12 protein-coding genes are annotated in these 13,506 nt (G+C 73.6%); 6 read left to right on the top strand and 6 right to left on the bottom strand.

The window, feature by feature from the left end; genetic code table 11:
* The first annotated feature begins 3 nt into the window (after positions 1-3).
* Positions 4-1,578 (top strand): ABC transporter ATP-binding protein, encoded by a 1,575-nt coding sequence (locus tag AB0J72_RS18880; protein ID WP_363400459.1) that lies wholly within the window; start codon positions 4-6, stop codon positions 1,576-1,578.
* Positions 1,579-1,585: 7 nt separating this feature from the next.
* Here the strand turns inward: AB0J72_RS18880 and AB0J72_RS18875 are convergent, their stop codons facing one another.
* On the bottom strand, positions 1,586-2,698 hold the full coding sequence (locus AB0J72_RS18875; protein ID WP_363400325.1) for a hypothetical protein: 1,113 nt from the start codon (positions 2,696-2,698) through the stop codon (positions 1,586-1,588).
* 75 nt (positions 2,699-2,773) lie between these two features.
* On the opposite strand from AB0J72_RS18875, the gene AB0J72_RS18870 reads away from it, so the two are divergent.
* Complete coding sequence (locus AB0J72_RS18870; RefSeq protein WP_363400323.1) at positions 2,774-3,475, top strand: Clp protease N-terminal domain-containing protein; 702 nt, start codon at positions 2,774-2,776, stop codon at positions 3,473-3,475.
* Between the two features lie 114 nt (positions 3,476-3,589).
* Here the strand turns inward: AB0J72_RS18870 and AB0J72_RS18865 are convergent, their stop codons facing one another.
* A complete protein-coding gene (locus AB0J72_RS18865) occupies positions 3,590-4,012 on the bottom strand; it encodes a hypothetical protein (RefSeq protein WP_363400321.1) in 423 nt (140 codons plus the stop codon).
* 85 nt (positions 4,013-4,097) lie between these two features.
* Between AB0J72_RS18865 and AB0J72_RS18860 the strand changes: the two genes are divergently transcribed.
* Entirely contained in the window at positions 4,098-4,865 is a 768-nt protein-coding gene (locus tag AB0J72_RS18860; RefSeq protein WP_363400319.1) for a helix-turn-helix transcriptional regulator, read from the top strand.
* An 8-nt stretch (positions 4,866-4,873) separates the two neighbouring features.
* Here the strand turns inward: AB0J72_RS18860 and AB0J72_RS18855 are convergent, their stop codons facing one another.
* The 3 genes from AB0J72_RS18855 to AB0J72_RS18845 are packed head-to-tail and all read right to left on the bottom strand — an operon-like array spanning position 4,874 to position 7,374.
* Positions 4,874-5,443, bottom strand: a complete 570-nt coding sequence (locus AB0J72_RS18855; RefSeq protein WP_363400317.1) for a hypothetical protein — start codon at positions 5,441-5,443, stop codon at positions 4,874-4,876.
* A gap of 45 nt (positions 5,444-5,488) precedes the next feature.
* Positions 5,489-6,139, bottom strand: a complete 651-nt coding sequence (locus AB0J72_RS18850) for a response regulator transcription factor (RefSeq protein WP_363400316.1) — start codon at positions 6,137-6,139, stop codon at positions 5,489-5,491.
* On the bottom strand, positions 6,091-7,374 hold the full coding sequence (locus AB0J72_RS18845; protein WP_363400315.1) for a sensor histidine kinase: 1,284 nt from the start codon (positions 7,372-7,374) through the stop codon (positions 6,091-6,093). The genes AB0J72_RS18850 and AB0J72_RS18845 overlap by 49 nt, the downstream gene beginning before the upstream one ends.
* A gap of 134 nt (positions 7,375-7,508) precedes the next feature.
* On the opposite strand from AB0J72_RS18845, the gene AB0J72_RS18840 reads away from it, so the two are divergent.
* Positions 7,509-9,617, top strand: coding sequence for an MMPL family transporter (locus tag AB0J72_RS18840; RefSeq protein WP_363400313.1), 2,109 nt, complete (start codon positions 7,509-7,511; stop codon positions 9,615-9,617).
* Between the two features lie 81 nt (positions 9,618-9,698).
* A complete protein-coding gene (locus AB0J72_RS18835) occupies positions 9,699-10,553 on the top strand; it encodes a DUF4253 domain-containing protein (RefSeq protein ID WP_363400311.1) in 855 nt (284 codons plus the stop codon).
* A 37-nt stretch (positions 10,554-10,590) separates the two neighbouring features.
* Here the strand turns inward: AB0J72_RS18835 and AB0J72_RS18830 are convergent, their stop codons facing one another.
* Complete coding sequence (locus AB0J72_RS18830) at positions 10,591-11,817, bottom strand: proprotein convertase P-domain-containing protein (RefSeq protein WP_363400309.1); 1,227 nt, start codon at positions 11,815-11,817, stop codon at positions 10,591-10,593.
* Positions 11,818-11,996: 179 nt separating this feature from the next.
* Here AB0J72_RS18830 and AB0J72_RS18825 point away from each other — a divergent pair, with 179 nt between their 5' ends.
* Positions 11,997-13,226: an MFS transporter gene (locus AB0J72_RS18825; RefSeq protein ID WP_363400307.1), complete on the top strand. Its 1,230-nt coding sequence runs from the start codon at positions 11,997-11,999 to the stop codon at positions 13,224-13,226.
* Positions 13,227-13,506 lie beyond the last annotated feature (280 nt).

Here is a 13,506-nt window from a genome sequence, read left to right as displayed (position 1 = left end):
CGGATGCTCGCGGTCGCGTTCGCGATCTGCCACGCCGCGCAGTACGGACTGTTCCTCGGCTCCTGGCTGGTGCTCGGCGGCGCCGCGCTGGACGGCGACGTCACCGGCCGTAGCATCGCGCTCTGGGCCGCCGCACTCGCCGGGAGCCTGCTCTGCCGGGCGGTGTCGGTCCGGCTGCAGGGCGAGCTGGCGACGGCGGTCGGTCGCCGGTTGCGCGGCCGGCTGCTGCGGGGCGCACTGGCGCTCGACGAGTCCCACGTACGGCGTGAGGGCACCGGCCATCTCCTCGGCCGGGTCCTGGAGGCGGAGAGCCTGGAGGACCTCGCGGTCGGCGGTGCGCTGGCCGGGCTGGCCGGCGGGCTGGAGTTGGTGCTCGCCGGTGTGCTGCTCACCGCCGCGCTCGGGCCGGTCGCGGGTCTGCTGCTGGCCGCCTGGCTGGTGGTCGCGGCGGTGCTGCTGCGCCGGTACGAGCAGCGCCGACGCCGCTGGAGCGCGGTCCGGCTGGCGCTGGGCAACACGCTCGCCGAGCAGGTCGCCGGGCACCGGACGCGGGCCGTGCAGCAGCCCGACGACCCGCCCGGCGACGACACCCACGACCTGTACGACACATTGGCCCGCCGGATGGACCGCAGCTGGACGGCGCTCACCGCGCTGGTGCCGCGCGGCTGGGCGCTGACCGGCGTCCTGCTGCTCGCGGCGCGGGCCGCGCAGGGCGCAGATCGGGTGAGCGTGGCCGCCGCGGCGGGCGGCGTGCTGTTCACCTTCGGCGCGCTGAGCCGGCTGGTGGGCGGCCTGGCCGGGCTCGCCGACGCCAGGTGCGCCTGGGACGCGCTGCGCCCGCTGCTGCCCGGCAGCTCCACAGAGGACGGTCCACTGTGGCCGGACAGGACGGGCGGGACGGGCGGGACGGGCGGGACGGGCGGGACGGGCGGGACGGACGGGACGGACGGGACGGACGGGATGGACGGTGTCCCGCTGCTGGAGGCGGAGGACGTCGGCTACACCTATCCCGGGCGCGAGCGGCCGGCCCTGCAACGGGTCACGCTGCGGGTCGGCGCCGGCGACCGGATCCTGCTGGAGGGCGCGTCCGGCAGCGGCAAGTCGACCCTCGCCGGACTGCTCGGCGGGCAGCGCGCCCCGTCCAGCGGCGTCCTGCGCCTGCACGGCGCGACGCTGGCCGAGGTCGGTGCCGCCGGGTGGCGCCGCCGGGTGCTGACCGTCCCACAGCCGGACCACAACCACCTGATGCTCGGCCCGCTCGCGCTCAACCTGCTCATCGGGCGTGGCTGGCCGGCCACGCCCGGCGACCTCGCCGACGCCGATGCGGTCTGCCGCGCCCTCGGCCTCGGCGACCTGCTCGACCGGATGCCGTCCGGGCTCGCGCAGATCGTCGGCGAGACCGGCTGGCAGCTGTCTCACGGCGAGCGGTCGCTGGTGTTCCTGGCCCGGGCGCTCCTGCAGGAGCCGGAGGTGCTGGTGCTCGACGAGACGTTCGGCGCGCTGGACCCGCACACCTTGGAGCGGGCGCTCGCGGTCGCCCGGGAGCGTGCGAGGACGCTGCTGGTCATCCGCCAGTGAGCCGCGGTCAGCAGTTGAGGTCGAGGTCGAGGACGGCGACGTCGGTGGGGCCGACGAAGATGACGGTGCCCAGGAAGTCGTCGTCCTCGGAGTCGTCGGGGCGGCCGGTGATCGGCAGGTAGCCGGTGTACAGGACGTCCGGCGGGGTGTCCCGGCCGGCGGTGCGGGTCAGCAGGAGGTCGAGCAGGTCGCGGTACAGGTGCCGGGTGAGGTGGTCCTGGGGGACGTGCGGCCACTCGTCGGCGCCGTCCCAGTCGTCGTCGAACAGGTCGCGCAACGAGCTGCGCACGATGGTGTACACGCCGAGGTCGAGCTCCTCGACGGTGACCGGGTGCAGGTGCGGCGGCTCGTCGGGTGGTTCCTCGCGGGTGCGGGTCCACCAGGAGGCGGCGTCGGCGACGGGGTCGGCGGTGTCGCGCGGGCCGATCCACACCCGGAACGTCACGGGGTTGTTGTTGTTCACCCACAGCTCGGCGCTCAGCAGCGTCAGCAGGCACGCGAGCCGGGTGCGCAGCGGACCGTCCGCGCCGTCGGCGGCGAGCACCGGCGGCGGCTCGGTCGTGGCCGCGGGGGACACGGTCAGGCACAGCGTCCGGCCGTGCGACGGGTCGCGGTGCAGCAGGTGCAGGTCGTCGTCGCCGGTCGAGACGCGCAGCAGGTCGGTGTAGGGCCCGGTCAGCCGCCCGGCGAGGTACTCCAGCAGCACGGCGGCCCGGTGGTCGGCCGCGGGGATCCGGGCGGCCAGCAGCGCGGCGACGTCGGCGGCCACGTCGGTCTCGGGGCGGGCGGAGTCGAACGGGCGGCCGGGGGCCGGCTGGACCAGGCTGATCAGGACCTCGGCCGCCACGGGCTCGGTGGGGAAGCCGCCGATGGCCTGAAGCGACTCCAGCGCGGGCGGCTGCGGCCACTGCTCGGCGTCCCGGCTGGGCGCGGTGCCGGTGACGCACTCGCCGCGCCAGCCCGGCGTCGCCTCGCCGGTCCATGCGGCGAGCAGCCACACGGCGGCGATCGCCGACCACTGCGCCGACGTCGGCCACGGAGCGCCGTCCAGCGGCGGGGGCAGCGGTTGCCGGTGCCAGCTGTCCGTGTAGCTCCCCGTCTGCCTGCCAGCTTCGGTCACTCCGGCAGTCTAGTGGCCATCAGGATCGTCAACGTCGGGTTGACGCAAACTCGATCGTCAACCTATGGTTGACGCATGACGACACCTGAACCCGTGACCAGCCAGATCCGGCTCGACGACCTGATCGAAGCGATCAAGAAGACGCACCCCGAGGCCCTCGACCAGCTCAGCAGCGCGGTGCTGGCCGCCGACCACCTCGGCGACGTGGCGGACCACCTGATCGGGCACTTCGTGGACCAGGCCCGCCGCTCCGGCGCCTCCTGGACGGACATCGGCCGCAGCATGGGCGTCACCAAGCAGGCCGCCCAGAAGCGGTTCGTCGCCAAGGGCGAGGCGCCCGACCTCGACGCCAGCCAGGGCTTCAGCCGCTTCACCGACCGGGCCCGGAAGGTCGTCGTCGCGTCGCAGGAGGAGGCCCGTACGCGAGGCAACGACCACATCAGCGTCGGGCACCTGCTGCTCGGCCTGGTCGCCGACCCGACCGCGCTCGGCGCCCAGACGATCGTCGCCCAGGGCGTGTCGCTGGACGCCGTCCGGGAGACCGCCGCCGCGACCCTGCCGCCGGCCGCCGATGCCGTGCCCGCGCTCATCCCGTTCGACGCGCACGCCAAGAAGGGCCTGGAGCTGACCTTCCGGGAGGCCCTACGGATGAACCACAACCACGTGGGCACCGAGCACATCCTGCTCGCGCTGCTCGAGCTCGAGGACGGCACGGGCGTCCTCGCCGGCCTGGGCGTCGACAAGGCCGCGGCGGAAGCGTCCATCGCGGCCGCGTAGGACAGTCAGTCCATCACGGCCGCGCGGGACAGCCTGTCCATCGCGGCCGCCCAGGACAGCCTGTCCATCGCGGCCGCCCAGGACCGTCCGTCCAGCGCGGCCGCGCGGGACGGTTCAGGCCTCGATGAACTGGTAGTCGGCGGCGATCCGGCCGTCGGGGGAGAGGACGAGGATCTCCAGGCCGACGCCGGCGGGGGCGCCCCCGCCGGTGGGCACCATCTCCCAGTGGAACTTGACCACGTCGTGGAGGCGGTCGGCGTCGCCCCGGGCGCGGAAGACGTAGCCACCGGGGGCGACGAACTCCTCGTACGCGCGAGACACCCGGGACTCGAGCGCGTCGTGGCCGCGGGCCTCCAGCGCGAGCCGCCCGAAACCGAGATCGGCGGCCGCCTGGCGCATCTCCAGCGGCGGTTGCAGGACGTGCACGGCGTCGCCGGTCCACAGGTCGCGGACGGCGGCGCGGCGGCGGGCCGGGTCGGGCTCGCCCCACACGGCGACGTAACGGTCGATGAGCTGCTGCAGATCGTGATCGGCCATGCGCCGAACTGTGCTGCGTCCACGGGCGCCCGGCAATTCCCCGCAGGGAATCGTCAGGCGGCCGGCGAACCGGTAGACAGAAGGCATGATCGCCGAAGCGTTGCGGACGTGGCGGACCCGGCGGCGGGTCAGCCAGCTGGAGCTGGCGGCGCGGGCCGGGACCACCCAGCGGCACGTCAGCTTCATCGAGAGCGGGCGGTCGGCACCCGGACGCTCGATGATCATCCGGCTGGCGGAGTCCCTGGAGGTGCCGATCCGGGAGCGCAACGAGCTGCTGCTCGCCGCGGGGTTCGCGCCCGCGTACCCGCACGGCGACCTCGACGGGCCCGAGCTCAGGACGGTCCGGGCGGCGCTCGACCGGGTGCTGCACGGGCACCTGCCGTACCCGGCGGTCGTCGTGGACCGGCACGGCGACCTCGTCGCCGCCAACGCCGGATTCGACGCCATCACCCGCGGCGTCACCCCGTCGCTGCTGGCGGCGCCGGTGTCAGTACCGCGGATCCTCCTGCACCCGGAAGGGCTGGCGCCGCGGATCGTGAACCTGGCCCAGTGGGCGTGGCACGTCATCGACCGGGTCCGGGCGGAGAGCGAACGCAACCCGAGCGACCGGCTCGCCCGCCTCGCCGAAGAGCTCGCCGGCTACGCGCCGCCACGGCAGGTGCCGCAGGACCACCTCGGGTTCGCCGTGCCGCTACGGCTGCGAACGGCCGGTCACGAGCTGCGGCTCGTCACCACCCTCACCCACTTCGGCACCGCGACCGACGTGACGGTGGCGGAGCTGCGGCTGGAAGCGTTCCTGCCGGCCGACGACGCGACCGCCGCCGCACTCAACGACCTGGCGGCCGCGAGATAGGGCGGCCGTCAGGGGCGCCAGCCCGGCAGCCGCCGCGCGGACTGGGCCGGCCCGTGATCCTCGGGACCGGTCACCCCGGCCGCCGCTCTGGCGGGGAGGACGCGGACGAACGCGATCGTCATGACGAAGACGACCAGGCTGATGCCCAGCATGCTGGCGCCCCCGCCGAGCACGGTGGACATGTCGGGGCGCCGCCGGTCGGCCCGCTGCACGTTCGAGCACGGCTGCCAGCGCGAGTAGTGCACCTCGGTGGCATCGCCGACCTCGACCCACCGGTCGTCCGGGAACAGCCGGGCGGTCGTCTCACAACGGGTGCCGTCGGGCAGCACGAAGACCGACGTGTACTGCCACTGCTGTTGATCGGTGTTCGACCATGCGGCGTCGTCGATCGCGGCGAACTCACTCGGGAGGGTCGGGTTCCGGTCGACCCGCTGGACGGTCGCGATGGCCTCGCCGCCGTGAGTGTCCTCCCACGTCAGCCACAGGCCCAGCCCGAACAGGACGGTCGCGAGCGTGATCCAGACACCGAAGAACCAGAACAGACCGCGCAACGACCGTGGACCGCGATAGAACCGCATGCCGCCTCCCCCGCAGAGCATCACCCCAGATATAGATTAGTTGCGTCAGGCGAGCTGGTCGAGGTACGTGAGCACGGCCATGACGCGGCGGTTGTCGTCGCCCGACGGGGGGAGGCCGAGCTTGCTGAAGATGTTGTTGATGTGCTTGCTGACGGCCTTCTCCGTCACGAACAGGCGGCCGGCGATCGCCGCGTTGGAGCGGCCCTCCGCCATCAGGCCGAGGACCTCGCGCTCGCGGGCGGTGAGCGTGTCGGCGATCCGGTCGGCGGGGCGGCGGGCCAGCAGCAGCGCGATCACCTCCGGATCCATGACGGTGCCGCCCTCCGCGACGCGGCGGACCCCGTCGATGAACTGGCCCACGTTGGACACCCGGTCCTTCAGCAGGTAGCCGACGCCGCCGGCGCCCGAGGCGAGCAGCTCCCGCGCGTACAGCTGCTCGACGTGCTGCGAGAGCACGAGGATCGGCATCCCGGGGACCTCGGCACGGGCCGCGATCGAGGCCTGCAGCCCCTCGTCGGTGAAGGTGGGCGGCAGCCGCACGTCGACGACCGCCACGTCGGGCCGGTGCTCCAGCAGCGCGGGCAGCAGCGACGGGCCGTTGTCGACGGCCGCGACGACCTCGAAGTCGAACGCCTGCAGGATGTGGATCAAGCCGTCCCGGAGGAGGGCGAGGTCCTCGGCGATGACAACGCGCACGGCAGCTCCATCGTCACGGTGGTGGGTCCGCCGGGCGGACTGGCCACGGACATGGTGCCATCAAACGCGGCGAGGCGTCGCTCGATCCCCCTCAGCCCGCTGCCGGCGGCAGGGTCGGCGCCACCCCGGCCGTCGTCGCTGACCTCGATGAGGATGCGGTCGCGCCGGTACGACAGGCGGATCCTCGCGCCGGACGCGCCGCTGTGCTTCGCGATGTTGGTCAGGGCCTCGGCGACCGCGAAGTAGGCCGCCGACTCCACCGGCGGCGGCGGGCGGCCCGGCAGGTCGACGTCGGCGTCGACGGGCAGCGGCGCGCTGATCGCGAGCGCGCGGACGGCGCCGTCGAGGCCGCGCTCGGCGAGGACCGGCGGGTGGATGCCGCGGACCAGGTCGCGCAGCTCCGCCAGGGCCAGGCCGCTGTGCTCGCGGGCCTGCGCCATGAGCCGCATCGCCGCCTCCGGGTCGCGGGCCATCAGCTCCTCGGCGAGGCCCAGCTTCATGCTGACCGCGACGAGCCGCGCCTGCGCGCCGTCGTGCAGGTCCCGCTCGATCCGCCGCAGCTCGGTCGCCTGCGCGTCGACGGTGTCGGTGCGGGTCTGGGTGAGCCGGTCGACCCGCTGGGCGAGCGCGGCCGCCCGCGTCGGCGCCAGGAACCACTGGGTGAACTGTGCATACCAGCGCAGCGTGTACGGGGTGAGGGCCAGCCCGGCGGCCAGGATGCCGACCCCCTGCGGCCAGCTCGCCAGCGCCTTCGCGAGGTTGTCCATGGGCCAGAAGACGCCGTAGCCGTACCAGTCCATCACGAAGTACAGCAGCACCGGCACGCCGAGCACGCCCTCGACGCCGCTGGCGATCAGGGCCGGCGGCGCGATCAGCAGCAGCCCCACCACCTGCACGGACAGCACCAGCCACAGCAGGTCCCGCCACGTCGCGGGGTCCGTCATCACCCAGCGGTACAGGCGCCACAGGCCGGCGTCGGCGGGGCGCTGCCGGTACGGACGCGGAATCACGACACCGGTCCACTCCGTCAGCAGCCGGCGGTGCAGGTCGGTGACCGCGCGGACGCCGACCGCGGCGAGCGGCACGAGGAAGATGCCGACGCCGGCGACCGTGAGCACGACCGACACGACGAAGAGCACGAGCAGGGCGATGTTCGTGGACAGCGTGCCGATCGCCAGCAGGATGCTGCGCAATCCCGCCAGCAGTCCGCGTTTGACGCGATCGGATGCAGGCACGGTCCCATTCTCGCCCACGCGCCCCGCGGTGGCGGTGGTGCTATCACCACCACGGTTCGGGACGTGCCACTCCTGCCCACGCGGCGCGCGGTGCGTTGGATCGAAGGCATCGCCACTCCAGGGAGGAACCCGCGATGTCCACGCTGTCCAGGCTGCCGTCCGGCCGCCGTACGAAACTGCTCATGCTGGCCCTCTGGGTCGTCATCGCGTCGGTGCTGGGCCCGCTCGCGCTGAAGCTCACCGACGTGCAGGACAACGACTCCCTCGGCTCGCTGCCCGCGTCCGCGGAGGCCAGCCGCGCCGCCGCCCTCGCCGAGGCCGCGTTCCCCGAGCCGGACACGCTCGTCGCCGTCGCCGTGTACGTCCGCGAGTCCGGGCTCACCGACGCCGACCGGGCGAAGGTCGCCGGGGACCGGGCCGCGTTCGCCGCGCACGCCGCCGGTGGGACGGTGCCGGAGCCGGTGCCCGCCGCGGACGGCAAGGCGCTGCTGCTGTCGTTCGCGCTCGCCGGTACCGACGAGGAGCAGACCGCCGCGGTCGCCCCGGTGAAGGAACGCCTCGCCGCGCAGCGCCCGGACGGGCTGCAGGTCGCGCTGACCGGATCCGCCGGCGCGGAGGACGACTTCGCCGACGCGTTCGAAGGGCTCGACATCACCCTCCTGCTCGCCACCGTCGGCGCGGTCGCGTTGCTGCTCCTGCTCACGTACCGCAGCCCGGTGCTGTGGCTGATCCCGCTGCTGACCGCGGCGGTCGCCAGCCAGGTCGCGGGCGGCGTCGTCTACCTGCTCGCCAAGCACGCCGGGCTCGCCGTCGACCTGCAGAGCCAGAACATCATGACGATCCTCGCCATCGGCGTCGGCGTCGACTACGCGCTGCTCATCATCGCCCGGTACCGCGAGGAGCTCCGCCGGCACGAGAACCGGCACGAGGCGATGGCGATCGCGCTGCGCCGCTCGTTCCCGGCGATCTGCGCGTCGGCGGCGACGGTCGCGATCGGCCTGCTGTGCCTGCTCGCCGCCGACCAGCCCGCCACGCACGGCCTCGGACCGGTCGGTGCCGTCGCGGTCGTCGCGACCCTGTGCGCGATGACGACCCTGCTGCCGGCGGTGCTGGTGCTGTTCGGCCGGTGGGTGTTCTGGCCGTTCGTCCCGCGGTACACGCCGGGGATCGCGAACCAGGACGTCGCCGCCGACCACGGCGTCTGGGCGCGGATCGCCCGCGTCGTCGGCGCCCGCCCCCGCACGGTCTGGCTCGCGACCGCGGCGGTGCTGGCCGCGCTGACGTTCGGCGTCACGAACCTGAGCATCGGCCTGCCGGGCGCGGAGACCTTCACCAAGGAGGTCGGCTCGATCACCGGGCAGCGGCTCATCGAACGGCACTACCCCGGCGGCACCCTCGCACCCGCCGTCGTCCTCGCCACGGCCGCTTCCGAAGCACCCGTGCTCGAGGCGGCCCGCGCCGTCGACGGCGTGGCGACCGTCGGCGCACCGACGCGCTCCGCGGACGGGCGCTGGGTGCGCATCGAGGCGACGTTCACCGCCGAACCGACCAGCGACTCCGCGTTGGCGTCCTTGGAGCGGTTGCGGGCCGCCGTGCGGGGCGTGCCGTCGTCGGAGGCGATCGTCGGCGGCGACACCGCGTACGAGGCCGACGGCGATGCGGTCACCAGCCGCGACAACCTCGTCGTCATCCCGCTCGTCCTCGCCGTCATCCTGCTGGTCCTGATGTTCCTGCTCCGCGCCGTCGTGGCGCCGCTGGTGCTGCTGGCGAGCGTCGTGCTGTCCTACGCGGCGGCGCTCGGCGCGGCGGGCTTCATCCTCGACGCGATGGGCCACCCGCGGCTGTGGAGCGCGGTGCCCCTGCAGACGTTCCTGTTCATCGTGGCCCTCGGCGTCGACTACACCATCTTCCTGATGACCCGGGCCCGCGAGGAGACCGCCCAGCTCGGCCACCGCGCGGGCGTCCTGCACGCCCTGACGGTCACCGGCGGCGTCATCACCAGCGCCGGCGTGGTCCTCGCCGCCACGTTCGCGGCCCTGACCATCCTGCCGATGGTGCCCTCGGCCCAGATCGGCGTCATCGTCACCGCCGGCGTCCTCATCGACACGCTCCTGGTGCGCAGTCTGCTCGTGCCCGCCCTGACCCTCCACATCGGACGCTCCGTCTGGTGGCCCGGCCGCCTGTCCCGCACCGGCTCCCACCCTCCGGCGCACGCCGACCAGCCGGCCGTGCCGGTGCACTGACCGCTCCTCGCCCTGGTCCGCCCGGGCTGCCACGGGGCAGCCCGGGCACCTCAATGCCGCCGCATCGGAGAGACTGTCACCGTGTTGAATGACCTCGACCTGATTGCGGCGGCTTTCGTCGGTACGCCGCTGGCCGGGCTGCCGGTCGGGCACGGCCCGGCGGGCACCGTCATCGTCGCCGACGTCGATCCTGACCGGCTGCGCGAGGCGTGGCGGGCGGCCGAGGCGCTGGTGCCGGTCACCGGGCGCCGGCCGGTCCTGGTCACCGACGACTTCGACGATTCGATGCGCATGTCGTCCGAGAGCGAGCCGGGCCCGTCGGAGCCGGAGCTGCGCGCGTTCGCCGAGGCGGCCCGGGCGTCCGAGCCGTGGCTGGCGTACCGCCACTACGGCGAAGACGACGAAGTCGTTGAGGGCGAGCTCGAGTACTACGCGCGGTGCATCGCCGGCGTCGACCTGACGGGCCTGGTGTCGGACGTGGCGCTGCCGGTGCCGCGGCCGGCGCTGGAGCGGGCGCTGTACGACCGGGTGCTCGCCGACCCCGACCTGCACGCCCGGGTGCTGGACAGCGTGCGGTTCGTGACGCAGACCGGCTACTGGTACACGCCCGACAGCGTCCTGCTCATGCTGCTGCCCACCGGCGACGTCCGCAGCTCGGGGTACTGGGTCGACTTCTACGGGGCGGAGACCCGGGAGTACCAGTACAAGCTCGCCGAGGTCCTCGCGCAGTGGCATGACCGGTGGGATGCCCGGTTGGTCGCGTCGTGGGGCACCATGCTGCAGTTCCAGGTGGGTCGCCGCCCGGCCGCGGGTGACGAGGCGTGGACCGCGGCCGGTCAGCTCAAGGGGCTCGCCGGCAACCTCGACCTGAGCCGGTGGGAGGTCGCCGTCGCCCTGGCCGCCGGCGACGCGTGGTTCGTGCACAACCGACCCTGACGCGTTCGCCGGCGGGGGAGTCACGAGCTGCCGTGTCTCAGAGGGTGATGGACCAGCGGTCCAGGGTGCCGGTGTCGCCGTAGCCGTAGTCGGTGACCCGCAGCTGCCACCGTCCCGCCGCCGGTCCGGAGACCAGCACCTGGTAGCCGGCCGGGGCGCTGATCGGCGTGCAGGAGTACCCGCCGGAGTACTTCACCGCGTAGATGGTGCCGTTCGGCGAGACGAGGGAGATGCCGACGTCCTCGGCGCAGCTGTGCCGGATCGTCACCGTGACCCGGGCCGGGGAGGCCGCCGCGCCGGTGGCGGTGGAGGTGACCGGACTGTAGATCCGCTGGTTGTCGAGGATCGCGAAGTCGGTGTCGTTGCTGAAGGTCCGGTCCCCGGTCGGCGGGGTGGACGGCGAGGGCGACGACGGGGTGGGGGAGGGGTTGCCGCCGCTCGTGGTCAGGGTCAGCCCCCACTTGGCGAGGGCCTCGTTGACCGGCTGGGCGGTGGTGTTCGGGTTCGACTGGCCGCAGGGGTTGCCGCCGCCGGAGTGCAGGCCGACGGCGAGGGTGCCGGTGACGTACGAACCGCCGGAGTCGCCGCCCTGGGAGCAGGCGTCGGTGGTGAAGAGGCCGTCGATGATGACGTTGCCGTAGTCGATGCTCTGGTCCACGGCGGTGACCCGGCCGCAGCGCCAGCCCGAGGTCTGCCCCGACCGGCACACGGACATGCCGGTCACCGGTTCGGTCGAGCCGGTGACGGTGACGTCGGTCGCGGTGCCCCACGCGTACACGACTGGGCTCAGCGTCCAGCCGGATGCGGTGACGTCGACCAGCCCGAAGTCGCCTTCGCGGCTGTTGACGCTGTGGGTGCCGCCGCTGTTGGACGTGCCGACGGCGGTGCCGTCCTTGCCGTACGCGGCCTGGTTCACGTCGTTGGTGCAGTGGCCCGCGGTCAGGAAGTGCCGGCCGCCCCCGTTGCCGGTCGCCGAGAACCCGATCGAGCACGCGCCCTCCGTGCCCGGGATCCACTTGTCCCCGCCGCGGATGCTGCCCGCCTGCTGCCGTTGCGCGGGCACGTTCGTGACGATCCGGACGGCCGGGCTGAGCGCCGCGGCCCACGCGGTGAACGCGTCGCCGGTGCCCTGGGTGCGGACCTCGACGGTGCCGGTGCGCGGGTCGGCGCCCCAGCCGGCCAGGCCGGCCGGTCGCAGCGCGGCGGCCCGGGCCACGATCGCGGCCCGCAGCGCCTCGGGGAACGATTCGCCGTCGGGTCGCATCCAGAAGATGTACCAGCTACCGCCGCGCGTGGCTGGCTGCAAAACCAGTCGACGTCCTCAGGCCGGTCGTGTGACGCTGCCCAGATGATCGACGGTCTGACGTATCGACCGATCCGCCCATGAAGTCGTTTCCGGCGTCGGTACGGCCGGCGAGCGGACGATCCCCGCGGCGGAGAGCTGTGGGCGGCCTGCTGCGGACGCGGAACTTCGCCCTGCTGTGGACCGGGCAGTCCACCAGCGCGGTCGGCTCCGCGATGACGACGGTGGCGCTCCCGCTGGTGGCCGTCACGACCCTGCAGGCCGGTCCGGCCATGGTCGCCCTGCTCACGGCCGCCACCTGGCTGCCCTGGCTGCTGATCGGGCTGCCGGTCGGCGTCTGGGTCGACCGGTGGCCGCGCCGGCGCACCCTGCTGATCGCCGACGTCGCCTCCGCGGCGGTGCTCGCAGCCGTCCCGATCGCGGCCTGGACCGATGTACTGACCATGCCCGTCCTGCTGGTGGCCGCGCTGCTCGCCGGGACCGCCGGGGTCTTCGCCAACGTGGCGTTCAACGCCTTCCTGCCCCATCTCGTCGGCGCGGACGACCTCATGGAAGGCAACGCCAAGCTGCAGACCAGCGCGTCGGTCGCCCTCGTCGTCGGACCGGGCCTCGGCGGCCTGCTGGCCCAGGCGGCCGGCCCGGTCAGCGGGATCCTCATCGACGCCGGCACCTTCCTGGTGTCGGCGGCCTGCCTGCTCGGCCTGCGCCCCGACCCGGAGCCGCGCCCCGCCGCGGGCGACCGCCCGGGCATGCTGCGCCAGATCGCCGAGGGCATCGGCTTCATCATGCGGGGACGCCTCCTGCAGGCCATGCTGGTGGTCGCGGCGGTGACCAACTTCGCGATGCTGGGCATCACCGCGCTGCGCGTCGTCTTCCTGGTCAGCGCCGAAGGCACCCCACCGGGGACGGCGGGCCTCGTGATCGGCGTCGGCAGCCTCGGCGCCATCCTCGGCGCCGCCCTCGCCTCCCGCGCGTCCCGCCGCTTCGGCAGCGCCCGCACCTACCTGCTGGCGAACCTCGCGGCCGCCCCCTTCGTCCTGCTGCTGCCGCTCGGCGGCCACGGCTGGCGCCTCACACTGTTCGCGGCGGGCTCCTTCATCGCCCTGGCCGGAGCCACCATGTCAAACGTCATGACCATGACCTTCCGCGGCAGCTTCGTCCCCGCGCACCTGCTCGGCCGGGTCACCGCCGCTTCCCGCATCTTCGTCTTCGGGACCGTCCCGTTCGGCGCGGCGACCGCCGGCCTGCTGGCCTCGACGCTCGGCATCCGGTCCGCGATGTGGGCGCTCGCCGCCCTGTACGTCGTAGCCCCGCTGCCCCTGCTCACCACCGAGACCCGCACCCTGCGCGACTTCCCGACCCAGAACTGAGCGGGATTGCAGCCGCAGGTACGCGTCGAGCTTGTCTCCCCACCAGGTCCCCTCGTCGGCGGCGGCCCAGTACTGGTCCGTCAGCTCACCGAGCCGCTCGGCATTGGACAAGCCGGCGTACGGTCGCACCACCGGAGAAGTACGCGATGAGCGACCCTTGCGTGACCTCGAAGTCGAGGACCACGCCCCGGATCTTCGCACGCCTACGATTGCGCGGTGATCACACCGCCGTTGCCGCCTGAGTGGAAGGTCGGCGGCCACCCGAACTGGAGCCTCTGCA

This window comes from Dactylosporangium sp. NPDC049742 (assembly GCF_040674675.1).
Lineage (GTDB): Bacteria > Actinomycetota > Actinomycetes > Mycobacteriales > Micromonosporaceae > Dactylosporangium > Dactylosporangium maewongense.
Note: the sequence above shows the minus strand (reverse complement) of the source record. Positions and strands in the feature narration are given on the sequence as shown.